The following is a 23,323-nucleotide window of genomic DNA, read 5'->3' as shown; positions in this document are numbered from 1 at the left end:
CCCATTAAAATTACGAATTAAAACCGTCGAACCTGCCGGACAGCGGCTTGGCCAACGGAAAATCCAGATCGCCGTGCTTGCTGGTGCTCAACCCCAGCGCATGCAGCGACTCGATCATTTTGACCGCCGCGCTGACGCCGTCGATCACCGGGATCCCCAGCTCGCGCGTCAACTCACGCGCCAGATCCGCCATGCCGCCGCAGCCGAGCACGATCGCCCCGCTGCCGTCCTGCCGCTTGGCCTGCAGACATTGCTGACGCACCTTTTGCTGCGCCGCCCCGCTGCCGTCTTCCAGCGCCAACACCGGCAGATCGATGGCGTGCAGCGCCGCGCAGTGGCGTTCGAAACCGTATTGATGCAATAAATGACGGGCGATGATCAGCGTGCGCGGCAGCGTGGTGACGATGGAGAAACGCGTCGCCAGCAGCGTGGCGGTATGCATCGCCGCCTCGGCGATGCCAATGACCGGCGCGCGCGCCAGCTCCCGCGCCGCCAGCAACCCCGGATCGCCAAAGCAGGCGATGATATGGCCGCTGACGCCGGCTTCGCGGCCAAGCTTCACCTGCTGCAGTACGCCGACGGCGGCGATCGCCTCGTCAAAATGCCCTTCGATGGACGGCGCGCCCTCCTGCGGACACACCGCCAGGATTTCCGTATCCGCCGCGGCCACGGCGCGTGCGGCGGCGCCGATGGTGGCCGTCATCGCCTGGCTGGTATTGGGGTTGATCACCTGGATCACGCAGCGACCGCTCATTGCGCCCCCTTTTCTTCCGCCGTAAAGAGCCGCGCAAAATCGGGCGATTCGTCGTCGCCCTGGGTAAAGCGCAAATGGGCCAGGATATCGTCAAAATGGCCGGCCATCCGCTGCGCCAGCGCCGCGGCGTCGCGCTGTTGCAACAGCGTCAGCAGATCGCGGTGATCGTGGCAGCGGCAGCCTTGCTGCCAGGGCGCGCCATAGACGGCGATCACCAGCGATGAACGCAGCGTCAGCTGCGACACCAGCTCGGTCAGCACCGCGTTGCCGGCGATCGCCTGCAGCTGAACGTGAAACGCGGCGGACAGCCGGATCGCCGCCGCGCCGTCCCGCTCCTGGTGCGCCCGCTGTTCCTGCTCGACGATGGCCGCCATCGCCTGCAGCCGTTCAGGGCCGCAGTGGGCGATCACCTGCGGCAGGTTGGCGCACTCCAGCATTTTGCGCGTCCGGAACACATCGATCGCCTCTGCTTCCCCCGGCCTGGCGACCTGTGCACCACGTTTGGGCAGCTGGCTGACCAACTGCACTGCGGCAAGGCGCTGCAGCACCCGACGGATGCCGGTGCGGCTGACGCCGAAGGTCTCCGCCAGCGCTTCTTCCGGCAATTTGCTGCCGGGCAGCAGCCGGTGTTCAACGATAGCTTTTACCAGCGAGTTATAGATGTGATCGTCCTGATCCTCAATGAAATAGGCGGCGGATTGCCCATGCTGCGCGGCGTTGGCGCCGATCGTCGTGCCGATCATCTTGCTGCTCCGTATACCCTTAGATAATCAAATCGTATACAAGAACAAGATATTTTGTATACAAAAAAGATAAATTTGGCCTGAATCCTGCAAAAGCCCTGTCAACGACCTTTGCCAACCGTCCTGGCGCCCGTTCTTGAGAGGAGCACGATTTATGCCAAACCCCAATGACAACTACAGCCCCAAGCTGTGCAACGACGATCTGGCGCCGACGCGCGACCAGAACTGGAGCTGGTACAACATTTTTTCTTTTTGGATGTCGGATGTGCACAGCATGGGCGGCTATGTGGTGGCCGCCAGCTTCTTCGCCCTTGGGTTGTCGAGCTGGCAGGTGCTGATCTGCCTGCTGGTGGGGATTTGCATCGTGCAGCTCTGCGCCAATCTGGTGGCCAAACCCAGCCAGATGGGCGGCGTGCCTTATGCGGTGCTGAGCCGCCAGGCATTCGGGGTGTTCGGCGCCAATATTCCGGCGGTGATCCGCGGCATGATCGCCTTTGCCTGGTATGGCATACAAACTTACCTGGCGTCCAACGCGCTGATGCTGACGCTGTTGAAGTTCTTTCCGTCGCTGGAGCCGATGACCGTGCCGCATTTTCTTGGCCTGTCGCAGCTCGGCTGGGGATGTTACATCACCATGTGGCTGCTGCAGGCGATGGTGTTTTGGCACGGCATGGAGGCGATCAAACGCTTTATCGATATCGCCGGTCCGGCGGTCTACGTGGTGATGTTCGTGCTGGCGGGCTGGATTGTTTATCGGGTGGGGTTCTCCAACCTCTCTCTGACGCTGGCCAGCAAGAATCTTGGCGCCGGTGAACAAGGCTGGCTGATGCTGACCGCCACCGCGCTGGTGGTTTCTTACTTCTCCGGGCCGCTGCTGAACTTCGGCGATTTCACGCGCTACGGCAAAAGCTTTGCCGAGGTGCAGCGCGGCAACCGTTGGGGGCTGCCGTTCAACTATTTGCTGTTCTCGCTGGTCACCGTGGTGATCGTCTCCGGCACCCTGCCGCTGTTCGGCCAGCTGATCACCGATCCGATCGAAACCGTAACCCGCATCGACAGCGACATCGCCGTGGCGCTCGGCCTGCTGACGATGATCGTCGCCACCATCGGCATCAACATCGTGGCCAACTTCGTGTCGCCGGCGTTCGATTTCTCCAACTGTTCGCCGCAGAAAATCAGCTTCCGCACCGGCGGCATGATCGCCGCGGTCGGCTCTTTCCTGCTGACGCCGTGGAACCTGTTTCAGTCGCCGGAGCTGATCCACTACACGCTGGACGTGCTGGCCGCCTTTATCGGGCCGCTGTTCGGCATCCTGCTGGTGGATTTCTACGTCATCAAACGCGGCGAACTGCACGTGGACGACCTGTACAACGCCACGCCGGGCGGGCGCTACTGGTACAAGAACGGCTTCAATCCGAACGCCATCTGGGCGCTGGTGCCGTCGGTTGCCATCGGGTTAGCCATCAGCTTTACGCCGAGCCTGCATGAGGTGGCCAACTTCAGCTGGTTTATCGGGGCGGCGCTGGGCGGCGGCTGTTACCGCATTATCGCCCGCCGCGAATGGGCGGCCAATCAGGCGGTGCGCTTCGCCAAAACCGAATTGAGCAAGGATTAGAAACGACGAAGCCCTGAGTTATCGCTAACTCAGGGCTTCTGAATAGTGGCGGAACGGACGGGGCTCGAACCCGCGACCCCCTGCGTGACAGGCAGGTATTCTAACCAACTGAACTACCGCTCCGCGCCATTCCCTCTTGCGGGGGAACGAGGCGCATATTACGGACGCCCCTCAATTCCGTCAACGCCTTTTTCTCACCAAATGAACCGTTTGCACAGTTTTTCAGCGACGGCGCGCCGCGAGCGATTATTCGGCCGCTTCCGCGCGCCACAGGCAGCTGCCGCCCTTTTTCGCCACCAGATCCAGACGCGCCTCATGGGCCTGCACTTCTTCATCGCTGGCGTAAACCACCTTCATGGCGGTCGCCGGGCGAACGATGCGCTGGATATCCTGGGCGGAGTCGGTCTGCTGGGTGTCGCCCTCCATCTGAAACGCCATCGATGTCTGGCCGCCGGTCATCGCCAGATAGACTTCCGCCAGGATCTCGGCATCGAGCAATGCGCCGTGCAGCGTACGCTTGCTGTTGTCTATCTCATAGCGGCCGCACAGGGCGTCGAGGTTGTTGCGCTTGCCCGGGAACAGGCGGCGCGCCATCAACAGGCTGTCGGTAATGGTGCAGAAGGTCTCGGTCTTCGGGATCCCCTGCTGCAGCATGCGGAATTCGTGATCCATAAAGCCGATGTCGAACGTCGCGTTATGGATCACCAGCTCGCCGCCGCGGATGAAATCGAGGAACTCGTCGGCTATCTGATCGAAGGTCGGCTTGTCGGCCAGGAACTCGTCGCTGATGCCGTGTACCCCATAGGCTTCCGGGTCCACCAGCCGGTCCGGCTTGACGTAAACGTGATAATGACGCCCGGTCAGACGGCGGTTAATCACTTCCACCGCACCGATTTCGATGATGCGGTGACCTTCGTAATGCACCCCGAGTTTGTTCATACCGGTGGTTTCGGTATCGAGGACGATCTGTCTGGTAGTGGTGGTTGAGATCATATTGCAGTGCTCGCAGCGCTCGTTTATGTCAGACTTGGCTTTTATAAAACTGATAGGAAGAGTCTACCAGAGATGCTTAAACAGGTAGAAATTTTCACCGACGGCTCCTGCCTCGGCAATCCCGGCCCCGGTGGTTACGGCGCAATCTTGCGCTATAAACAGGTTGAAAAAACCTTCAGCGCGGGCTATCGCCTGACCACCAACAACCGCATGGAGCTGATGGCGGCGATCGTGGCGCTGGAAGCGCTGACCGCGCCCTGCGAAGTGGTTCTCAGCACCGACAGCCAGTATGTGCGCCAGGGCATTACCAGCTGGATCCACAACTGGAAAAAGCGCGGCTGGAAAACCGCCGACAAGAAGCCGGTCAAAAATGTCGATCTGTGGCAGCGTCTCGATCTGGCCATTCAGCGCCACACCATCAAATGGGAATGGGTCAAGGGCCACGCCGGCCACCCGGAGAACGAACGTTGCGACGTCTTGGCGCGCGACGCCGCCGGCAATCCGACCCAGGCAGACGTCGGCTACAAGCCGGAAGCCTAAGGCAGTTTGCGGTAACTCTTGGTCGCGCCCACCGCGCGGCTGAGAGACGGTTTTCTCGCCCCCATCTTCATCGGCGTCGGCGTCAGCGGCAAGGTGCGCTTGCGCGCCACGATCACGCTCATGGTTCCCAGCGCCGGCAGATGAGTACACAAAAACTTGCCGCCCTTACGGTGCCACGGCAGCACGTGAAACCGCGCCTGATGCAACACCTCGTAATTCAGCAGGCTGAGCCAATCCAGCAGCCGCATCTGGGTAAACATGCGGCTGGCGTAGGGTTGGCGATGGCGCAACCCGGGCACCAGCTTGCCCAACCCCAGCAGGCTGAACGGATTGAAGCTGCTGACCACCAGCCAGCCGTCGTCGATCAACACCCGGTCAACTTCGCGCAGCAGCCGGTGCGGATCGTCCGCATAGGACAGCGTATGCGCCAACAGGCAGGCATCGACCGACTTGGCGGCGAACGGCAGCCGATAGGCGTCGGCGATCACCTGCAGCCCCTCGCCCTCCAGGCCCACGTTGACCTGATGCGAGATGGCGCACTTGTCCGTCGCCAGGCCGGCGCTGAGGGTGCCGAGCTTCAGCAGGTGGAAACCGAACAGCTTTGGCCACCAGGGTTGCAACTGCCGCTCGAGCGCCTCACGATAGTATTCCCCCACGGCAGCTCGGCCCATGACCGTGGGCCGGTGAGCTTTTGTAGAGTATGGGCTGGTTTCATGATTTATTATCTTCTTTCAAGCCGTTGCCAACGAGAGGTACAACATGAATCTTATCAGCATTCCCGCCTTCCAGGACAATTACATTTGGTTATTGGATGACCGGCGGGGCCACTGCGTGATCGTCGATCCGGGCGAGGCGCAGCCGGCGCTCGACGCTTTGCGGCGCCTGCAGCTGACGCCGGATGCGATTCTGCTGACCCACCATCATCAGGATCACGTCGGCGGCGTGGCGCAGATGGTGGCGCAGTATCCTGGCCTGCCGGTATACGGCCCGCAGGAGACGGCCGACAAAGGGGCGAATCATATCGTCCGCGACGGCGAAACCTTCGAAATTAACGGCCGCCGATACGCCACCATCGCGGTTCCCGGGCATACCCTGGGCCATGTGGCATTCTATAGCGCCCCTTATTTGTTCTGCGGCGACACGATTTTCTCCGCCGGCTGCGGCAGATTATTTGAAGGCACGGCGCAGCAGATGCACGACGCATTTCAACAACTCGCGCAACTTCCCGATAACACCTTAATTTGCTGCGCGCATGAATATACTCTTTCAAATCTTAAGTTTGCACGGGCTATTTTGCCGCAAGATCGAGAGATTGAAACATATCAACAACATGTTGAAGCGTTACGGGCAAAAGGCCAACCCAGCGTGCCGACCACGCTGCAATTAGAGCGAAAAATTAACCTTTTCTTACGCTGCCATGACACTGATTTACAAAACAAATTAGGCTTTAATTCACCGCCAAAAAGCCTTCATTCGGTTTTTTCCGAATTACGCCTGCGGAAAGATAACTTCTGAGCTTTTAGTTGTGTTATTTGACGAAGCAAAGTATGATTGCTCGTCTTTTAAGCAACTATATTGACACACACATGAAGGCTAAAGCGATATTTCTCGCCTCAGTCTTGCTAGTGGGGTGCCAGTCGTCCAGGCAGGACGCGCCGGCCCCAGAACAGCATGCACAGAGTTTGTCTTCGGCAGGTCAAGAGAGTGAAGCAGGAGAGTACACAGCGAATGGTCGAGCGAGCTCGGCGCGGTGGCTAGATAATAATAGCCCGGCCGCACAGCAGAACCTGTGGAACTTCATTAGCGACGAGCTGAAGATGGAGGTTCCGGAAAATTCCCGGATCCGTGAACAAAAAAGAAAGTACCTAAAAAATAAGAGCTATCTCCACGATGTAACATTACGGGCAGAGCCGTACATGTACTGGATAGTCGGGCAGATTAAGAAACGCAATATGCCGATGGAACTGGTACTGCTACCCATAGTGGAGAGCGCTTTTGACCCCCACGCCACGTCAAGTGCCAACGCTGCAGGGCTATGGCAAATCGTGCCGCAGACGGGTCGCAATTATGGTTTGAAAAACAATCAGTGGTATGACGGGCGACGCGATGTCGTAGCCTCGACGACCGCTGCGCTTAACATGATGCAATACTTAAACCGTATGTTTAACGGCGACTGGTTACTGACCATTGCCGCTTATAACAGCGGTGAAGGTCGCGTGATGAAAGCGGTTAAGGCAAACAAACGCCAGGGTAAGCCAACCAATTTCTGGGCACTGTCGCTTCCGCGTGAAACGTCGATTTATGTCCCGAAAATGCTGGCGCTGAGCGACATCGTCAAACACAGCAAGAAGTACGGCGTCAATCTTCCGAAGACGGATGAAACCCGTGCGCTGGCGCGTATCGATGTCGGGCAGCAAATACGGTTGACTCAGGCGGCTGAGATGGCTGGGCTTTCGGTCACCAAGATGAAGGCTTACAACCCAGGCTACAAGAAAGGCGTTACGGCACCCAACGGGCCCCATTACATCATGGTTCCCAAAGGAAATGCCGATCAGCTGAAAGACTCGCTGGCCGATGGCCAGATCGCCGTGACTCAGCCAACCACCCAGTTGGCGAAAAACAGCGGTCTGACCGGCGGCAGCTCGTATAAAGTTCGCTCCGGCGACACCTTGTCGGGCATTGCGAAGCGGTTGAACATCAAGACCAGCGATTTGCAGAGTTGGAACAACTTGCGCGCCAAGAGCGCCTTAAAAGTTGGGCAAACCCTGCAGGTGGCCAGCAATACCGGCAGCAACAGCAGCATCACCTATCAGGTTCGCCAAGGTGACTCGCTGGCCAGTATCGCACGTCGTCACGGCGTCGACATTAACGACGTGATGCGTTGGAACTCGACGCTCGGCAAAGGCAACAGCCTGCAGCCCGGTCTGAAGCTGACCCTGTTCGTCGACAACAAAATGACGCCGGACACCTAAATTTCCGGCACAAAAAAAGCACCCTCCGGGGTGCTTTTTTATTGCCTGACGATCACCAGTGCGGCTTGTCTTTCTCCGGGTGGAACTCCACCAGCAGCGGGTTATGGTCCGAAGCGCTGGTCACCAGTACCGAGGCTTCGGCCACGCCCAGGTTGCGGTAGAACACAAAGTCCAGCGGGCGGCCGAAGGCCTTGCGGCGATGGTCGTCGGTAAAGCTCACCTCGCGCAGCGCCATGTCGCTGGCGAATTCATACAGCGCATTGATGCGTTTGCGGCTCCAGGCGTTAAAGTCCCCGGCCATGATCACCGGCCCCTGATGATTGGCGATCTGCTCGCCAATCGGCCCCAGCTGCTTGCTATACACGTCGACGCCCAGGCTGAAGTTTACCGCATGGATATTCACCACCATCAGCAGTTGGCCGTTGAACAGCGGGTAAACGGTGATCAGCGCCGATTTGGCCAGCCGCAGCAAAGGTTCACGCTCCCGCAGCGGGCAGCAATATACCGGATGCGCCGCCGCCAGCGTCATTACGCCGGAAGGGTGCTGCGGCAACGCGAATGCCGGCACCTGATCGGCCGCCAGATAGTTGGCGGTGGCGAAGCTCACCAGCTCCGGGGTGGTTTGCGCCTCCTGCAGCAGCACCAGCTGCGCATCCTTACCGTGGCTTTTCAGCACCGAAAGCCAGTCGGCCCGCTGCTGCTTGAAGATATTCCATACCATCACCCGCAGGGCGCCGGCCGTAGGCAATGCGGCCCCAGGCGGCAAAGGGTGATTGATGGCGCCAGGGAAAATTCGCTCAACCGGCTGGCCTGCAACATACCTCATTGCATAAGTTCGTTTCGGCACGCTATTCGCCTATTTCCCATTAGGATGAAACTGGCGGTCAGATCGCCGCCAACGATGAATTGATTATACGCCCGCCCTGCGCCGACGGCATGGCTTTTACCGGCATCCCCTTCCAGTTATAGGGGCGACGGAGAGGGAATTCAATCTTCTGAGGGTATAGGTGTGTAAAGGTAGGCGCCGTTAAGCGAGAAATGCGAAAAGGCCCGCAAAAGCGGGCCAGATTCACGATCGTCGGGATACATCAGGCGGTCTGGGGCTGATACTTTTTATCCAGCCGGCCGCTGAGGCCGACCAGCAACAGGGCGACCAGCACAATCAGCGCGCCAATCCACGGCGTCTGCGCCAGCCCCAGCGAGGCGACGGTCTGGCCGCCAATCACCGATCCGAGGGCGATGCCGACGTTAAAGGCCGCGATGTTCAGACCGGAGGCCACATCCACCGCATTCGGCGTGTACTGCTCGGCTTTTTGCACCACGTAAACCTGCAGGCCCGGCACGTTGCCGAAGGCGAATACCCCCATCACGATCACCGTCGCCAGCGCGGCGATGCTGTGGCTGGCGGTGAACTGGAATACCAGCAGCAGCGCGGCCAAAGAGGCAAAGATAAAGCTCAGCGCGCGCACCGCGCCGTGGCGATCCGCCAGCTTGCCTCCCCAGATATTGCCGATGGCCACCGCGATGCCGTACGCCAGCAGGATCCAGCTTACCGTCGGGGCGGAGAAGCCCGCCAGCTCTTGCATCATCGGCGCCAGGAAGGTGAAGGTGGTAAACACCCCGCCGTAGCCCAGCGCGGTAATGGCGTAAATCAGCAGCAGGCGCGGGTGGGTCAGCACTTTCAACTGCTCGCCGATGCCGGCGCCGGCCTGATTCTTAATGTTGTTCGGCACCAAAATAATGCTGGCGACGGTGGCGATCGCGCCGATCAGCGATACCGCCAGGAAGGTTTCACGCCAGCCGAAGTGCTGGCCGATGAAGGTGCCCAGCGGCACGCCGGTCACCAGCGCCACGGTCAGGCCGCCGAACATGATGGCGATGGCCGACGCCGCCTTCTCTTTCGCCACCAGGCTGGTGGCGATGGTAGAGCCGATTGAGAAGAACACGCCGTGCGCCAGGCCGGTCAGCAGGCGGGCCACCACCAGCGACTCATAGCTCGGCGACTGCCAGGCCAGCAGGTTACCGAGGGTGAACAGCGCCATCAGCCCCACCAGCAGCAATTTGCGCGGCACGCGGCCGGTCAGGGCCGTCAGCACCGGTGCGCCGATCGCCACGCCGATGGCGTAGAGGGTCACCAGCAGCCCGGCGGACGGCACCGTCACCCCAAGCTGTTCCGCGATGGTCGGGATCAGGCCGACGATCACGAACTCCGTGGTGCCGATGGCAAAGGCGCTGATGGTTAATGCAAGTAATGCGAGTGGCATTTTTTACTCCAAAATAGCGTTCAGGTTGATGACGGCTATTATCGGCCTATGCTTAAATGATAAAAATGCTCAAAATATCAAATAAATTTTGCCACCGGAGCAACAATGAAAGCGAATTCCGACGAGTTGATCACCTTTGTGACCGTGGTGGAAAGCGGCAGCTTCAGCCGGGCGGCGGAGCGGCTGGAACAGGCGAATTCGGTGGTGAGCCGCACGGTGAAGAAGCTGGAAAACAAGCTGGGCGTCACCCTGCTTAACCGCACCACGCGGCAAATCAGCCTGACTCAGGAAGGCGAGAATTATTTCCGCCAGGTGCAAAAGGTTTTGAGCGACATGGCCGCGGCGGAAAACGCGCTGATGGAGAGCCGCCGGCGCCCGCAGGGGCTGCTGCGCGTCGACGCCGCCACGCCGGTGGTGCTGCACGTGCTGACGCCGCTGGTGGCGGAGTTCCGCACCCGCTATCCGGAAATGTCGCTGTCACTGGTGTCGTCGGAAAACTTTATCAATCTGATCGAACGCAAGGTGGACATCGCCATCCGCGTCGGCGAACTGACCGATTCCAGCCTGAAGGCGCGCAAACTGATGACCAGCTACCGCCGCGTGCTGGCCTCCCCCGCCTACCTGGCGCAGCACGGCACCCCGCAGCGGGTGGAAGATCTGGAACGGCATTGCTGCATCGGCTTCAACGATCTGCCCAGCCTGAACCGCTGGCCGTTGGCCTGCGCCGATGGCCGCCAGCTGGAAATCACCCCGGGGCTGACCACCAACAGCGGTGAGACCCAACGCCACCTGTGCCTGCACGGCAACGGCATCGCCTGCCTGTCGGACTTTATGATTGGCGAAGACATTAAGCGCGGCGATCTGGTGCCGCTGCTGGTGAAAGAAACCCTGCCGGTCGCCATGCCGATCAATGCGGTGTACTACAGCGACAGCGCGGTCAGCAACCGCCTGCGCAGCTTTATCGATTTTGTCAGCGAACATCTGCAGCCATGAAAAAGGCGCCCGATGGGGCGCCCTGAGTTGCCGCACGCGGGGAATCAATCCCAGTCTGGCGCCAGACCTTCCGGGCTGACCAGGCGGCCGTTGTTTTCCAGCGCGGCGATCTGCGCCATATCTTCGTCGGTCAGCTGCAGCTGCTGCGCCAACAGGTTGCTGGCCAGGTTTTCGCGCTTGGTGGATGACGGGATCACCGCATAGCCCAACTGCAACGCCCAGGCCAGGATCACCTGCGCCGGGGTGGCGTTATGGCGCGCGGCAATGCCTTTGATGGTCTCGTCCTGCAGCGCCTGGCCGTAGGCCAGCGTCATGTAAGAGGTGACGGCGATGCCGTGCTGCCGGGCAAACTCCGCCACCTTGCGGTTCTGCAGATACGGCGACAGCTCAATCTGGTTGGTGGCGATCTGCTCGGCGCCGACGGCGTCGATCGCCCGCTGCATCAGATCCAGGGTAAAGTTGGAGATGCCGATTTGGCGGGTCAGCCCCAGCTGCCTGGCCTCAACCAGTTCGGCCATAAACTCCGCCACCGGCACCTCGTCATTCGGCGACGGCCAGTGGATCAACGTCAGATCGACGTAAGAGGTCTGCAGCTTGTTCAGGCTTTCCTGCAGGCTGGGGATCAGTTTGCCTTTCGCCAGGTTGGCGATCCAGATCTTGGTGGTGATGAACAGCTCTTCGCGCTTGACGCCGCTGGCGGCGATGGCCTGGCCGACGGCCGCTTCATTCTCGTAAATCTGCGCGGTGTCGATCGCGCGGTAACCCAGCTCCAGCGCGGTGCGCACCGAGTCGACCACCACTTGATCCTGAAGACGGAAAGTGCCTAAACCAAATGCGGGGATGCTCATAATATTTTTCTCTCGTTAGCGGGTAGATGCGGTATGGCGGAGATTATGGCAACTGTTTTGTTGATCACAAACGCCCTATTGCGCATAAGACTTTTGACTAACCGGCAACAATAGCCGGAGCGGGCGCTCCGGCCGAAAGAAAGATCAGGCCCAGCGCCGCAGAATCAGCGAAGTATTGATGCCGCCGAAAGCGAAGTTGTTCGACTGGACAAACTCGGTATCAATCGCGCGATGCTCACCCATGATGTAGTCCAGCTCACCGCAGGCGCTGTCCGGCTCGCTCAGGTTGATGGTCGGCGCAAAGCTGGCGTCACGCATCATTTCCAACGTCATCCAGGCTTCCAGCGCGCCGCAGGCGCCCAGGGTATGGCCAAAATAGCTTTTCAGCGAGGAAATCGGGGTGCGGTTGCCAAAAATGGCCGCCGTGGCCTGGCTTTCCGCGACGTCGCCGCGATCGGTGGCGGTGCCGTGAGCGCTGATGTAACCGATATCGGCACCGGCGATCCCGGAGGCTTTCAGCGCCTGCCGCATGCAAATCTGCATGGTTTCCTGCTGCGGCTGGGTGATATGCGCCGCGTCGCAGTTGGTGGCGAAGCCGATAATTTCGCCGTAAATGGCGGCGCCGCGCGCCAGCGCATGATCCAGTGATTCGAGGATCAGCGAGCCGGCGCCTTCGCCGATCACCAGGCCGTCGCGCCGGCGATCGAACGGCCGCGGCGACAGCGCAGGCGCGTCGTTCCGCTGGCTGGTGGCGAACAGGGTGTCGAACACCGCCGCCTCCGACGGGCACAGTTCTTCCGCCCCGCCCGCCACCATCACCGTTTGGTAACCGTGGCGGATGCTTTCATAGGCGTAGCCGATCGCCTGGCTGCCGGAGGTGCAGGCGCTGGAGGTGGGGATCACCCGACCGCGCAGGCCGAAAAACAGTCCGGCGTTAACCGCGGTGGTGTGCGGCATCATCTGCACATAGGTGGTGCCGGTGATATTGCCGGTGTGCTTTTCGGTCAACATGGTGGCGAACTCGCTGACCGGCTTGGTGCTGCCGGTGGAAGATCCGTAGGCGATGCCGGTTTCGCCGTTGGTCAACACCGCCTCGCCCAGCAGCCCCGCCTGCTCCAGCGCCAGCTCGGTCGCCCGGGTGGCCAGCAGCGAAACGCGGCCCATCGAGCGAATGCGCTTGCGGGTATAGTGTTCCGGCAAGGTGAAGTTGTCGATCGGCGCCCCCAGCCGCGAGTTCAATCCCTGATACTCCTCCCACGGCGCCATGTAACGCACCGCGTTTTTTCCCTGTTTCAAACGGCCGGACACTTCCGCCCAGCTATTGCCGAAGGCGGTAACGCCCGCCATGCCGGTAACCACCACGCGCTGCGTCATGCCATGCCCCCATTGATGGAGATCACCTGTCGCGTCACGTAGCCGGCGATATCCGACATCAGATAGCTGGCCAGCCCGGCCACCTCTTCCGCCGTGCCGATGCGCTTGAGCGGGATGGCGCGCATCGCTTCGTCCAGCGCCGCCGGTTCCAGGTCGATCATGCCGGTGTCGATCAGCCCCGGGGCGATGCAGTTGACGGTAATTTTGCGCTTGGCCAGCTCGATCGCCAGCGCCTTGCAGGCGCCGATCACCCCGGCCTTGGCCGCGCTGTAGTTAACCTGCCCGCGATTGCCCATCACGCCGGATACCGAGGACAACGCAATGATGCGGCCGCCCTGGCGCAGGCCGATCATCGGCATCACGCAGGGGTGCAGCACGTTATAAAAGCTGTCGAGGTTGGTGTGGATCACCCCATCCCAGTCGCTGTCGCTCAGCGCCGGGAATGCCCCGTCGCGGGTGATGCCGGCGTTGTTCACCACGCCGTAATAGGCGCCGTGGGTTTCGATATCCTGCTCCAGCGCCGTACGGCACTGCTCGCGGTTGCTGATATCGAACCGGATCAGCCGCCCCTGGCCGCCGGCGGCGACAATCTGCTGCAGGCTGCGTTCGGCCCCGGTTTTATCGCTGTGGTAGTGAACGACGATCAAAAAGCCATCCGCGGCCAGGCGGCAGGCGATGGCCTGACCGATCCCTTTACTGGCGCCGGTGACTAAAACGGAACGCGTCATGCGTCTCCCCTTAAGCTGGTCAATTGAACTATTTCTTGTTGATCAGGCTGATAGGTATTCAACCTGCCGTGCGCGACGCGCACATTATCGATGCTGATTTCACACTCGAAGCTGGCCAGCTTCTCGTCTTTCAGCAGTTGCTGCACGCTGACCCGCAGTTCGCTGCCTGGCGGAAACGCCGGCAGTTCACAACGGATGGCCCGGCCGCCGAGCAGCATGCCGAGCTGCGGCGGCTGAGCGGCCTGCCGCCCGTGCCAGCCGCTCCAGACGCCGATCGCTTGCGCCATCAGCTCGATGCCGAACCAGCCCGGCAGCGCGCCCTGCGGATCCAGGAACGGCGCCAGCACGCCGTCGGCGCTGACCGTTACCGCGCACTGCGCATGCTCTTCGCCCACCGCCAGCACCCGTTCCAGCAGCACCATAGGCGCGGCGTGGGGCAGATAATATTCCGCATTGCGGTAATGATTCACGGCGCGTCTCCCAGCAGCAGGCAGGCATTGTTGCCGCCAAAGGCAAATGAATTTGACAGGATCGCCCGCTGACGCAGCGCTTGCTGCGGCCGGCACACCAGGCCAATCTCCGCCAGCCGATCGTCACGCGGCGCAGCGCTGAAGTCCTGCTGGGGCAGCGGCAGCGGCTGGGTCAGCAGCAGCCAGCTCAGCGCGGCTTCCACCGCCCCGGCGGCGCCCAGCGTGTGGCCGGTAAGATGCTTGGTGGAGCTGCAGGGCGTCTGCGCGCCAAACAGGCGGTTGATCACCTGCGCCTCCACCCGATCGTTCAGCCGGGTGGCGGTGCCATGCAGATTAATATAACCGATCTGCCCGGCGCTCATGCCGGCCTGCTTCAGCGCCATGGCGATGGCTCGCTCCGCGCCCGCGCCTTCGGGATGCGGCGCCGACATATGCCAGGCATCGGAGGACTCGCCGGCCCCCAGCAACGCCACCGCCGCCGGTTCGCGCGTCAGCAGCATCAGCGCCGCCGCCTCGCCGATATTGATGCCGCTGCGCCCGGCGGCGAACGGCGTGCAGCGTTCCAGCGACAGGGATTCCAGGCTGTTGAAACCGTTGATCGGCATGCGGCACAGGCTGTCGGCGCCGCCGACGATCGCCGCATCGGCCAGCCCCGCCGCGATCAGGCGCTGGCCGCTGATAATGGCCCGCGCGCTGGAGGAACAGGCGGTCGACAGGGTGTAAGCCGGGCCGGCGGTGCCCAGATAGGCGCTGAGAAACAGGCTCGGGTCGCCCAGCTCCTGTTGGCGATAATGGTAGTCCGGCGGCCAGGCCCCGTTCTGCCGCTGCGACAGCGCCCGTTCCCCTTCGTCGATGCCGGAAGTGCTGGTGCCGAGGATCACCGCCACCCGATCGGCGCCGTAGCGGGCGATCGCCTCACGCACCGGCGCATCGATTTGCGCCAGCGCCGCCAGCAGCAATCGATTGTTGCGCGAATTGTGCCGCCACAGCGCCCGCGGGATCGCCGGCAGCTCGCCCTGCACGTTGCCGAACCAGGAAGACGCGCCGCCGATCAGCCAGCGATCCTGCCGCTGCATGCCGGGCGCGGCGCCCAGCGCCAGGTTATGCGCGATCTGCGGCAGATTGTCGCCCAGCGCGTTGACCATGCCGACGGCCGAAAAGTAGATCACCCTGCCTCTCCCAGATTCTGAATGCTGATGCGGTAGTGGAAAGCGGACTGCGCGATCGAGACCGGATCGCGACGGCCTTCCCCCAGCTGATAGCGGATTTCGCTGACGATCGCGCCGCGCTCGTCGTACAAACGGCGCACCTCCGGCCGATCCTCCAATCGCCAGCCTGCCGGCAGCAGCGGCCGCCAGGCGTTGACCGGCCAGTAGCTGAGCATGATATCGGCCAGCACCTGGCTGGCCGGCGGCAGTTCGCCGACCTTGATCAATTGCTCGGTATGGATCCCCTGCCGATCGTAAGTCAGGTTGAACAGGCGAATGCCCAGCGGCGACATGCCCACCAGCGTCAGCCGTTGGCCGTCGGCATTCAGCAGCACCAGCATCGAATGCCGCTGCCCTTTGGCCTCCGCCGTCAACAGCTGCTGCTGGGCGACGGGCTGCGCCAAGGCGGGCGGCGGCAGCGTCACCCGGGCCCCCGGCTTCAGCCAGGCCTGCGGCGCCACCGAAGACGGCGAACCGGCGCAGCCGGCCAGCGCGGCGGCCAGCGATAACAACACTATGCGTAAGCCATGCATCAGGCTTTTCCTCTTGTTCGGGTGGCCAGCGTCAGCGGCGCCAGCAGAAACGCCACGGCGATGCCGCTGCTTAATACGATGCCGAAGCTGCTGATGGCCTGAGTATGGCTCAGCACCAGCATGCCAAACGTCAGTTGGGTGGTGATCACCGCCATAAAGATGGCGAACATCGAGGTGGTTGGCGTGCCGCGCGGGTTGGTAAAGAACAGGGTGTAGTTGATGCCGATCCCCAGCACCAGAACCAACGCCAGCAGCGAAAACAGGTTCAGCGTGTGGCCGCTCAGCGCCAGCGTGGCAACGCCGGCGCCCAGCGACAGCAGCGTTGGCACCATGCAGCGCAGCGCGTGCCGCCAGCCGAAACGCCACAGATAGATAAGCCCGATCGCCGCCACCGACAGCGCCAGCAGGTAGGACAGGTACAGACGATACTGGCCGAACAGCTCGCTGAATTCGGTTTTGCGATCGATCCAGCCCGTGCCAGGCACCTGCCGCGCCAGCGCCAGCATCGCCGCGCTGTTTTGCACGCCGCTGACCGGCACCAGCGCCGCGCTGCGCCCGTCGGGCAGCGTCAGCCACAGCAGCCGCCAGCCTTCGCTGACCACGCTGCCCAGCCACGCCTGCGGCGTGACCCAGTCGGCGGTTAAATCCGGCGTTTTCAGCGCCACCTCCGCCTGCTGCAGGCGTTCAATCACCCGCGGCGCCTCCCGCTGCAGCAAAGCGATATTTTCCCGTTGGCGGCGCTGCGAAGGCAACGGCAGCAGGCGGTAATCCGCCAGCAGGCCCTGCCGTTGCGCCTGCGCCAGCTTGGGTTGCAGCTGCTCGAGGCGCTGCAGCAGCCGTTCGTCGTTGGCGCCGTACACCACCAGCCATTTCTGATCGTTATGCTGGCCGGTCAGCGCGGCGATGTGTTTTTCCTGCTGCTGCAGCCCGGCCGGCAGGGCCTGCAGCTGGCCGATGTCGTCGTCGACCTTCAGTTGACTGAAACCGACGACGATCGCCAGCAACACCGCGCAGGGCAAGCCGTAGCGCAGCGGCTTCCAGTGACGCCAGGCATGCAGCCAGCGCAGGATCAGAGCCAGCCCCGGCGCCGGATGCACCGGCAGGCGGCGCGACAGCCGCGGATACCAGCAAATCACGGTCATGCAGGCGGCGCTCAGCCCGGCGGCGGCGAACACCGCCAACTGCCGCAGCCCGGGGAAAGGCGCGATCAGCAACGCCAGATAGGCGACCACGGTCGTCAGCAGCGCCATCGACAGCGCCGGCAGCAGCTTTTGCAGGCTGGCCAGCGGCGTCGCCTGCCCGCCGTGCACCCGGCGCTCGGTCAGGAAATAGAGCGTATAGTCGGCGGAAATGCCGACGATGCTGATGCTCAACACCAGCGTCATCAGGTGGATTTCGCCAAACGCCAGCAGCGTGGCGACGGCGCCGGCCAGCGCGCCGATCCCCACCGACAGCGCGCACAGCAACAGCGGCAGCGGCGAGCGGAACATCAGCAGCACCAGCAGGAACACGCCAATCACCGACGCCAGGCCGATGGTGGAAATATCCCGCTCGGCCTGCTGGCTGGCGTAGTTGCTGTAGAACAGCGTGCCGCGGTTCAGCACCTCGGCCCCCGGCCAGCGCTGCTGCAGCTGCCGCTGCAGCGTCGTCAGTTTATCCACCGTGCGGCGCGCGCTGTTGATGTCATAAGACGAAGCGCTCAGCTCGGCATGCAGCAGGTACCAGCTGCGGCCCTGCGCATCGCGCGCCACCAGCCAGCCGTCGGCCAGGTTGAGGCCGCCGCCGTTGCGCTGCTGCGCCAGCTGCGAGCCGCGCACCAGCATCAGCGGATCGTTCGCCAGCTCTTTGCCGCTCACCCCGGCGAAAGCCGAGTAAAGCTGGCCGAGGATCCACTGGCTCTGCGCGTCCGCCCCCTGCGCCAAGCGTCGGCGGGTGGCGTCGTCCAGCAGCACGTTGCGGTGCCGGTAGAAAAACGCGCCCCACTGCTGCTGACGCCGGGCATCCATCGGGCCGCCCACCTGCTGCAGTTCCGGCAGTTGCCGCAGCTGCTGCCACCACCAGTCGACCGCCGCCGCATCGGCGCCCGGCGGAGGGCTGACCAGCCACATCAGCTGACGATCGAGCCGCCGGCTGAAGCCATCGGCCAACGCATCAGGCACGCCCGCCAGCTGTTGTTTCGGCAACAGCGCCAGCACGCTGCTGTTGATCTGGCTGCGCGGCAGCAGCCAGCACAGCGCCGCCAGCAGCAGCACAACGATGGCCAGCCAGCCAAAGGCCAGCCGCCGGTACAGGTCAGGACGCAAAACGCTGCCGCTCCTCGGCCGTCAACGCCGCCGGCCGGGTGCGCTGATTAAAGAAACGGATATGGGTGGCGTCACCCTGCAAATCGTCAATATCGATGGTCTCGAGGAATTCCCCGCCGTGCAGGGTGATGCTTTTAAACAGCCGGTCGAGCGGCGTGGTTTTCGGCTTCAGCACCAGTCGCCATTGCTCGCTGCCCAGATCGCTGAACTGCAAAGCGAAATTCTGTTCCAGCGCCTGGCTGTCGGCATGGAACAGCGCGGTCAGCAGGCGATTGAACTGGAACATCTGCGGGTTGTTGTCCGCCGTCACCACCTGCGGCGCCTGCCCGGCCAGGGTTTGCACCATGCGCCGGTCGTCCAGTAACAAGGTCAGCGGGAAAGGCTGCCGTTGCGCCCACCACAGCCCTTTCTGTTGGGAGATCAGCAATTCGCCGCTGGATTTCAGCGGCTTCGCCATGCCGCTGATGCTACGCTGCTGTGCGAATTCGGCGCGCAGCACCGGCTGTTCGCCGAATCGCTGTTGCAGGTCGGCCAGGGTAACCGCCTGCGCGCCAAGGCTGAAAACGCAGAGGATACACAGCAACCAGGCTTTCATGACGCCCCCTCGATATTGTCCAGCAACGCCTGCGGCGAGACGAAGCACATCTCTTGGCTGGCGATGTCCACCGCCACCTGAATGGTATGCCCGCGGGTGGTTTGCTGCCCGCTCTGCGCGTCAAGGATGCGATACCCGATGCGCAGACGGTTCTCATACTCTTCCAGCTCGGCGCACACGATGATCTGCTGCTCAAACCGCACCGGCGCGATGTATTTCACCCGCGTGTCGACGATCGGCCAGACGTAGCCCGAAGCCTGCATCTGGCGGTAGCCGTAATTGAACTGCTTCAGCAGCGCCTCGCGGGCGATTTCAAAATAGCGGAAGTAGTTGCCGTGCCAGACTACGCCCATCGGATCAACATCGTGAAACGGGATGGTGATCGCCACCCGCACGGAAAAACGCGCATCGTCGTTCAGCTTCATGTCTCAGGCTCCTGTTGCGCTGACGGCGCGGCCGTCAGCTGCCAGAAATCGAAAAAATTAAACCAGTCGAGCGGCGCCAGCAGACAATAGTGCTCCAGCCGGGCGGCGTAGCGATCCACCGCCCGCTGCAGCGCCTGTTGGCGTTCGGCGCGCGGCAATAACAGCGGATCGGCGAAAGGTTCGAAGTGGACCTTCAGCCGCCCCCGCTGCTTCAGGCCGAACATCAGAAATACCGGGCAGCGCAGCGCGGCGGCCAATACGAACGGCCCCTGCGGGAAAGGCGCAGGCTTGCCGAGAAAATCGCTCCATATCACCCGCGGCTGCTCACCGCGCTGATAGCCGCCGGCCGAGGTGCGATCGCCGACGATAGCCACCCATTCACCGGCGTTTAACTTATCCTGCAGCCGCATGGCGGTCTCCGGCCCCAACGTGGCCACCGGGATCAGATGCAGGTTGGCGCGCGGGTTGACCTCTTTCATCACCCGATTGAAACGCTCGGCGTGCTCGGTAAACACCAGCGCATTCACCGTCACGCCGGAATCCAGCTCTCCCAATGCCCGGCAGGATTCGATATCCCCCAGGTGGGAAGCCAGGATCAAGGTGCCCTTGCCGCCGGCGATCTGCCGTTCGCACCGCGGGCGATCCGCCAGCTCGATGTCATGCCATTCCCCTTGCCAACTTGCCAGCTTATCAAGCATGGCGTCGCCAAAGCGCATGAAGTGACGGAAGCTGCTGAGCGGAGCAGGCAGCGGCTGCCGCCGGCTATCGGCAAACTGCCGCAGGCGCTGCAGATAGTCACGCGACGCCTCGCGCTGGGTGCGGCCGGTCAGCCAGAAATAGCCGACCACCGGATACAGCAGCAGCTGAAAAGCCCGCCGGCCGAACAGGCGATAAACCCGCAGCATCAGCCGGATGCCCCACAGGCCGTGCCGCTCTTGCGTCGCCGACCAATGCCGCTGCGATGCCGCCAGGCGCCGCCGCTGGCGCAGCAGACGAGGAATGCGCGGCAGCATGCCGAAAAACAGCCGGGTGTGCATCCAGGAAATACTCAGGTTATCGCGCAGCGCATCGAAATGGGAAACGCCATCGGCCGGATAGGTGACGCGCGTCGGCAAGAAACGGCTGGGCACGCCTCGCCAGTACAATCGCACCATCACTTCGGTGTCGAAATCCATGCGCTTGCCCAGCGGATGACGCGCGGCCAGCGCCAGCGTCGGCGCTAGCGGGTAGACGCGGAAACCGCACATGCTGTCCTTCAGCGACAGCGACAGCGTTTCGATCCACACCCAAACGTGCGTGACGTAACGGCCATACAGCCGCGCCTTCGGCACCGAGCTGTCGTACACCGGCCGACCGGAAATCAGCGCCCCGGGATAGCGGCGCGCTTCGGCGATCATCGCCGGGATATCGCTCAGCTGGTGCTGGCCGTCGGCGTCCACCTGCAGCGCGTGAGTAAACCCTTGCTGTTGCGCCAGCCGCAGCCCGGCAATCACCGCCGCGCCCTTGCCCTGATTATGCTCGAGCCGCAGCAGCGTCACCCACGGCAGGCGCTCCGCCAGCCGCCGCAGCTGCGCGGCGGTAGCGGCATCGCTGCCGTCATCCACCACCAGGCACGGCAGCTGGAAATCGGCCAGCGCAGCCAACACCGCGGCCATCGTCTGCCCATGGTTGAAACAGGGAATAACCAGGCAGGGGGTAAAGCGTTCGTTCACCGACATAGCGCGATCTTCCCGCTGCTGGCGGTGGCGCCGCCCACGCGGTAGCTGAACAGCAGCTTGCCGCGTTCGGGCTGCCACTCCAGCAGCAGCCGCACCTGCTGTTCCGGCAGCAGCGGCTGCTGAAACTTGACCACCTCGACCCCCTTGAAGGCGGCCTCGATGCCCAACAGCTGATGAGCATACTGCATGGCCCAGTTGATCTGGGTGACTCCCGGCAGGATCGGATGCCCGGGGAAATGGCCGCGAAACCACAGCAGCCCGGCGGGTAAACGCAGCTGCAGGCTGGCGTGCGTGGCGTCGTCCCGCTGCTGTTGCAGCACCTCAGGTTGCATCATAAAAACAGTTCCCGTAGTTCAGCGTAAGCGCGTTTGCCCTGCGGATTAAGCGGCATGGCGGCAATGATGCGCCAGCGACGCGGCAGCGCCACCGGCTCCAGCCAGGCGCGCAACGCCTGACGCAGCTCACGCGTAAATTCCCCCTCGGTGAGCGCCCGCCTGCGGGCCTGCCCCAGCGGGGTCAGTACGATAACCGCCGCCAGCAGGATACGCCCATGTTGCTGCAGGGTCAGTACCGAGGCATCGGCGATCGCGGGCAGCGATTGCAAACGGCGTTCGATCTCCGTCAGCGACAGGCGCTTTTCTTCCACCTTGATAATTCGATCGGCGCGCCCCTCCAGCTGAAATTGCCGGCCATCCGGGGCCAGCGCAATAATATCGCTCAGCCGCATCCCGGCTTCGCCAATCAGCGGGGAGCGCACGCTGACGCCGCCATCCGGCTCGCGGCTAAGCGCGATGGGCTCGAACAGCCGCCACGGGGTCTCTGCCTGCCGCTGCATGCGCCAGGCCAGCATGCCGGTTTCGGTCGTGCCGTAGATTTCCAGCGGCAATACGCCGAGCATCTGTTGCGCCAGCTGCGCCTCAGCCAAGGATAGCGGACCGCCGGCGGAAAACACCTGCAGACATTCCGAAAACGCCAATCGGTTGTCCAGCCGTTTCAGCCAGGCCGGGCTGCTGATAAAAATCAGCCGACGGCCCTGACGGCGGGCAATCAGCTGTTCGTGATATTCGGTCGGTTGGGCGTCGAACGGCAGGCCGAAAGCCAACGGCAGGAACAGGCGAAAGCTCAAACCGTACATGTGCTGATGGGAAACCGAAGCCGCGACGCAGCCGCCCTGAAAAGCCGGGAGCCAGCGGGCGGCCAACAGTTCGCTTTCGCTTTCCATGCAGGCGACAGATTTAACCACCGCCTGCGGCTGGCCGGTAGAACCCGAGGTGTAGAGTATGAATTGAGGATCCCGGGGCCACTCGGGCAATGCGCGCGCGCGTTCGGTATCCTCTTCCACCGCCATGACCGGCGCGCCGGGATCGAGCGGCAAATCGGTCAGCAGCGCATCGAAATCCCGCCGCTGTTCTTTGAGAATGGCTTCCCGCTGATGGCCGAAAATCACCGGCAGCTTTTTGGCATACAGCGCGGCCAGCAGCGCCACGGCAAAGCGGTAGCTATCGTCAAAACACAGCGCCCAGCGGGTTTCTGGCCGCGCAGTCAATCTGGCCGCCAAGGCGGCGACGTCGCGCCGGAACTGGCCGAGGGACAATGCCCGTTCACCGCGCCAGGCGACAAGCGTGGCGTCATCCCGGTCTGCGCTTAGCCAACGGCGCATCGGCAAACTCAGCCGCGCCGGATCCTTTTCCTGACTATCCATTCAATACCCATTAATGCCCCGATCAGCAGATAGCTGATGCCGCCGTTGTACAGCGTCCAAAGCGCTATATCCCCCGACAGGCAGGTTGCCAGCGCGACGGCGCCATTGATCGTAAAGAATCCGCACCAGACCTGGGTGACCCGCCGGGTATAAGCCACGCCCGCGGCGTCCAACTGCGGCTCGGTGAGCCGCGCCAGTCTTTCGATCACCGTCGGCGGCGAATACAGCGAGGAGGCGAACAGCCCCAGCAGCAAGAGGTTAACCAGCACCGGGTAATACAACAGCCAGTGGGTTTGCTGCAATCCCCAGCTGGCGAACGCCAGCAGAATGCCGACCCATGCCAGCGCCTTGCCCAGCCACAGCTGCTGACGCAGCCGGCTTCGCAATGCGACTAATCGCAGGGTGAACACCACGGCCAGCAACGGCGCAAGGATGGCCTCTCCCCAGCGCGTCAGGCCAAGCCAAACCGCCAGCGGATAAAGCGCCAGCGCCGCCCAGGTTAGCCCCTGCAGCAGGCGCACAGCCGGTTTCGCCACCTTCACCCG

The 23,323-nt window shown here is 62.5% G+C and carries 23 protein-coding genes, 1 tRNA gene and 1 pseudogene; 5 read left to right on the top strand and 20 right to left on the bottom strand.

The features are described 5' to 3' along the window. Positions 1-10 precede the first annotated feature (10 nt). Together hpxA and D7I37_RS11530 are read right to left on the bottom strand one after the other, a co-directional pair. Positions 11-754: an allantoin racemase gene (gene hpxA, locus D7I37_RS11535; RefSeq protein ID WP_061796040.1), complete on the bottom strand. Its 744-nt coding sequence runs from the start codon at positions 752-754 to the stop codon at positions 11-13. Beyond that, positions 751-1,497 carry a GntR family transcriptional regulator gene (locus D7I37_RS11530; RefSeq protein WP_129543696.1) on the bottom strand — a complete coding sequence of 249 codons (747 nt, stop codon included), beginning with the start codon at positions 1,495-1,497 and terminating at the stop codon, positions 751-753. The genes hpxA and D7I37_RS11530 overlap by 4 nt, the downstream gene beginning before the upstream one ends. A gap of 154 nt (positions 1,498-1,651) precedes the next feature. Between D7I37_RS11530 and D7I37_RS11525 the strand changes: the two genes are divergently transcribed. Then, on the top strand, positions 1,652-3,112 hold the full coding sequence (locus D7I37_RS11525; RefSeq protein WP_061796036.1) for an NCS1 family nucleobase:cation symporter-1: 1,461 nt from the start codon (positions 1,652-1,654) through the stop codon (positions 3,110-3,112). 46 nt (positions 3,113-3,158) lie between these two features. Here D7I37_RS11525 and D7I37_RS11520 read toward each other — a convergent pair. Then, positions 3,159-3,235 (bottom strand) — tRNA-Asp (locus D7I37_RS11520). Between the two features lie 123 nt (positions 3,236-3,358). Beyond that, positions 3,359-4,102 (bottom strand): DNA polymerase III subunit epsilon, encoded by a 744-nt coding sequence (gene dnaQ, locus D7I37_RS11515; protein ID WP_095100014.1) that lies wholly within the window; start codon positions 4,100-4,102, stop codon positions 3,359-3,361. A gap of 75 nt (positions 4,103-4,177) precedes the next feature. Between dnaQ and rnhA the strand changes: the two genes are divergently transcribed. Then, positions 4,178-4,645 carry a ribonuclease HI gene (rnhA, locus tag D7I37_RS11510; protein WP_061796033.1) on the top strand — a complete coding sequence of 156 codons (468 nt, stop codon included), beginning with the start codon at positions 4,178-4,180 and terminating at the stop codon, positions 4,643-4,645. Here rnhA and D7I37_RS11505 read toward each other — a convergent pair. Then, positions 4,642-5,360 (bottom strand): annotated as a pseudogene (locus D7I37_RS11505) (class I SAM-dependent methyltransferase). The gene rnhA and the pseudogene D7I37_RS11505 overlap by 4 nt on opposite strands. Positions 5,361-5,404: 44 nt before the next feature. Between D7I37_RS11505 and gloB the strand changes: the two are divergent. Next, the gene (gene gloB, locus D7I37_RS11500; protein WP_095095845.1) at positions 5,405-6,160 is read left to right on the top strand and encodes a hydroxyacylglutathione hydrolase; all 756 of its coding nucleotides are present in this window, start codon (positions 5,405-5,407) and stop codon (positions 6,158-6,160) included. 71 nt (positions 6,161-6,231) lie between these two features. Continuing rightward, positions 6,232-7,617, top strand: coding sequence for a murein transglycosylase D (gene mltD, locus D7I37_RS11495; protein WP_174524347.1), 1,386 nt, complete (start codon positions 6,232-6,234; stop codon positions 7,615-7,617). 52 nt (positions 7,618-7,669) lie between these two features. Here mltD and D7I37_RS11490 read toward each other — a convergent pair whose 3' ends face one another. Beyond that, positions 7,670-8,464: an endonuclease/exonuclease/phosphatase family protein gene (locus D7I37_RS11490; RefSeq protein WP_073970255.1), complete on the bottom strand. Its 795-nt coding sequence runs from the start codon at positions 8,462-8,464 to the stop codon at positions 7,670-7,672. A 241-nt stretch (positions 8,465-8,705) separates the two neighbouring features. Beyond that, complete coding sequence (locus D7I37_RS11485; protein ID WP_061796025.1) at positions 8,706-9,881, bottom strand: MFS transporter; 1,176 nt, start codon at positions 9,879-9,881, stop codon at positions 8,706-8,708. A gap of 105 nt (positions 9,882-9,986) precedes the next feature. On the opposite strand from D7I37_RS11485, the gene yafC reads away from it, so the two are divergent. Beyond that, positions 9,987-10,874: a DNA-binding transcriptional regulator YafC gene (gene yafC, locus D7I37_RS11480; protein WP_061796023.1), complete on the top strand. Its 888-nt coding sequence runs from the start codon at positions 9,987-9,989 to the stop codon at positions 10,872-10,874. A 44-nt stretch (positions 10,875-10,918) separates the two neighbouring features. Here the strand turns inward: yafC and dkgB are convergent, their stop codons facing one another. The 13 genes from dkgB to D7I37_RS11415 all read right to left on the bottom strand — a co-directional run bounded on the left by dkgB (position 10,919) and on the right by D7I37_RS11415 (position 23,314). Beyond that, complete coding sequence (gene dkgB, locus D7I37_RS11475) at positions 10,919-11,722, bottom strand: 2,5-didehydrogluconate reductase DkgB (RefSeq protein WP_129543694.1); 804 nt, start codon at positions 11,720-11,722, stop codon at positions 10,919-10,921. Between the two features lie 144 nt (positions 11,723-11,866). Next, a complete protein-coding gene (locus D7I37_RS11470; protein ID WP_061796019.1) occupies positions 11,867-13,096 on the bottom strand; it encodes a beta-ketoacyl-ACP synthase in 1,230 nt (409 codons plus the stop codon). Continuing rightward, complete coding sequence (locus tag D7I37_RS11465; protein WP_095095842.1) at positions 13,093-13,824, bottom strand: 3-ketoacyl-ACP reductase FabG2; 732 nt, start codon at positions 13,822-13,824, stop codon at positions 13,093-13,095. The genes D7I37_RS11470 and D7I37_RS11465 overlap by 4 nt, the downstream gene beginning before the upstream one ends. Further along, on the bottom strand, positions 13,821-14,294 hold the full coding sequence (locus D7I37_RS11460) for a hotdog family protein (protein WP_061796015.1): 474 nt from the start codon (positions 14,292-14,294) through the stop codon (positions 13,821-13,823). Before D7I37_RS11460 ends, D7I37_RS11465 begins: the two co-directional genes overlap by 4 nt. Further along, positions 14,291-15,463: a beta-ketoacyl-[acyl-carrier-protein] synthase family protein gene (locus tag D7I37_RS11455; RefSeq protein WP_129543693.1), complete on the bottom strand. Its 1,173-nt coding sequence runs from the start codon at positions 15,461-15,463 to the stop codon at positions 14,291-14,293. Before D7I37_RS11455 ends, D7I37_RS11460 begins: the two co-directional genes overlap by 4 nt. Beyond that, the gene (locus D7I37_RS11450) at positions 15,460-16,035 is read right to left on the bottom strand and encodes a DUF3261 domain-containing protein (protein WP_061796011.1); all 576 of its coding nucleotides are present in this window, start codon (positions 16,033-16,035) and stop codon (positions 15,460-15,462) included. Before D7I37_RS11450 ends, D7I37_RS11455 begins: the two co-directional genes overlap by 4 nt. After that, positions 16,035-18,338, bottom strand: a complete 2,304-nt coding sequence (locus D7I37_RS11445) for an MMPL family transporter (protein ID WP_095095836.1) — start codon at positions 18,336-18,338, stop codon at positions 16,035-16,037. The genes D7I37_RS11450 and D7I37_RS11445 overlap by 1 nt, the downstream gene beginning before the upstream one ends. Next, positions 18,328-18,933: an outer membrane lipoprotein carrier protein LolA gene (locus D7I37_RS11440; RefSeq protein ID WP_129543692.1), complete on the bottom strand. Its 606-nt coding sequence runs from the start codon at positions 18,931-18,933 to the stop codon at positions 18,328-18,330. The genes D7I37_RS11445 and D7I37_RS11440 overlap by 11 nt, the downstream gene beginning before the upstream one ends. After that, positions 18,930-19,358: a thioesterase family protein gene (locus D7I37_RS11435; protein ID WP_061796005.1), complete on the bottom strand. Its 429-nt coding sequence runs from the start codon at positions 19,356-19,358 to the stop codon at positions 18,930-18,932. The genes D7I37_RS11440 and D7I37_RS11435 overlap by 4 nt, the downstream gene beginning before the upstream one ends. Continuing rightward, the gene (locus D7I37_RS11430) at positions 19,355-21,076 is read right to left on the bottom strand and encodes a glycosyltransferase (protein WP_129543691.1); all 1,722 of its coding nucleotides are present in this window, start codon (positions 21,074-21,076) and stop codon (positions 19,355-19,357) included. Before D7I37_RS11430 ends, D7I37_RS11435 begins: the two co-directional genes overlap by 4 nt. After that, positions 21,067-21,411 carry a 3-hydroxyacyl-ACP dehydratase FabZ family protein gene (locus D7I37_RS11425; protein ID WP_061796000.1) on the bottom strand — a complete coding sequence of 115 codons (345 nt, stop codon included), beginning with the start codon at positions 21,409-21,411 and terminating at the stop codon, positions 21,067-21,069. The genes D7I37_RS11430 and D7I37_RS11425 overlap by 10 nt, the downstream gene beginning before the upstream one ends. After that, on the bottom strand, positions 21,408-22,778 hold the full coding sequence (locus tag D7I37_RS11420) for an AMP-binding protein (RefSeq protein ID WP_129543690.1): 1,371 nt from the start codon (positions 22,776-22,778) through the stop codon (positions 21,408-21,410). Before D7I37_RS11420 ends, D7I37_RS11425 begins: the two co-directional genes overlap by 4 nt. Next, entirely contained in the window at positions 22,745-23,314 is a 570-nt protein-coding gene (locus tag D7I37_RS11415; protein ID WP_231922123.1) for a hypothetical protein, read from the bottom strand. The genes D7I37_RS11420 and D7I37_RS11415 overlap by 34 nt, the downstream gene beginning before the upstream one ends. Between the last annotated feature and the right edge of the window lie 9 nt (positions 23,315-23,323).

The sequence above is a fragment of the Serratia sp. 1D1416 genome (assembly GCF_003641105.1).
GTDB lineage: Bacteria > Pseudomonadota > Gammaproteobacteria > Enterobacterales > Enterobacteriaceae > Serratia > Serratia ficaria.
This window is presented reverse-complemented; position numbering and strand designations above follow the sequence as displayed.

Bases quoted from the DNA above. Each gene is read 5' to 3' on its own strand.
- hpxA (WP_061796040.1), bottom strand. From the start codon at position 754: ATGAGCGGTCGCTGCGTGATCCAGGTGATCAACCCCAATACCAGCCAG.
- D7I37_RS11530 (WP_129543696.1), bottom strand. From the start codon at position 1,497: ATGATCGGCACGACGATCGGCGCCAACGCCGCGCAGCATGGGCAATCC.
- D7I37_RS11525 (WP_061796036.1), top strand. From the start codon at position 1,652: ATGCCAAACCCCAATGACAACTACAGCCCCAAGCTGTGCAACGACGAT.
- rnhA (WP_061796033.1), top strand. From the start codon at position 4,178: ATGCTTAAACAGGTAGAAATTTTCACCGACGGCTCCTGCCTCGGCAAT.
- gloB (WP_095095845.1), top strand. From the start codon at position 5,405: ATGAATCTTATCAGCATTCCCGCCTTCCAGGACAATTACATTTGGTTA.
- mltD (WP_174524347.1), top strand. From the start codon at position 6,232: ATGAAGGCTAAAGCGATATTTCTCGCCTCAGTCTTGCTAGTGGGGTGC.
- D7I37_RS11485 (WP_061796025.1), bottom strand. From the start codon at position 9,881: ATGCCACTCGCATTACTTGCATTAACCATCAGCGCCTTTGCCATCGGC.
- yafC (WP_061796023.1), top strand. From the start codon at position 9,987: ATGAAAGCGAATTCCGACGAGTTGATCACCTTTGTGACCGTGGTGGAA.
- dkgB (WP_129543694.1), bottom strand. From the start codon at position 11,722: ATGAGCATCCCCGCATTTGGTTTAGGCACTTTCCGTCTTCAGGATCAA.
- D7I37_RS11470 (WP_061796019.1), bottom strand. From the start codon at position 13,096: ATGACGCAGCGCGTGGTGGTTACCGGCATGGCGGGCGTTACCGCCTTC.
- D7I37_RS11465 (WP_095095842.1), bottom strand. From the start codon at position 13,824: ATGACGCGTTCCGTTTTAGTCACCGGCGCCAGTAAAGGGATCGGTCAG.
- D7I37_RS11450 (WP_061796011.1), bottom strand. From the start codon at position 16,035: ATGCATGGCTTACGCATAGTGTTGTTATCGCTGGCCGCCGCGCTGGCC.
- D7I37_RS11440 (WP_129543692.1), bottom strand. From the start codon at position 18,933: ATGAAAGCCTGGTTGCTGTGTATCCTCTGCGTTTTCAGCCTTGGCGCG.
- D7I37_RS11435 (WP_061796005.1), bottom strand. From the start codon at position 19,358: ATGAAGCTGAACGACGATGCGCGTTTTTCCGTGCGGGTGGCGATCACC.
- D7I37_RS11430 (WP_129543691.1), bottom strand. From the start codon at position 21,076: ATGTCGGTGAACGAACGCTTTACCCCCTGCCTGGTTATTCCCTGTTTC.
- D7I37_RS11425 (WP_061796000.1), bottom strand. From the start codon at position 21,411: ATGATGCAACCTGAGGTGCTGCAACAGCAGCGGGACGACGCCACGCAC.
- D7I37_RS11420 (WP_129543690.1), bottom strand. From the start codon at position 22,778: ATGGATAGTCAGGAAAAGGATCCGGCGCGGCTGAGTTTGCCGATGCGC.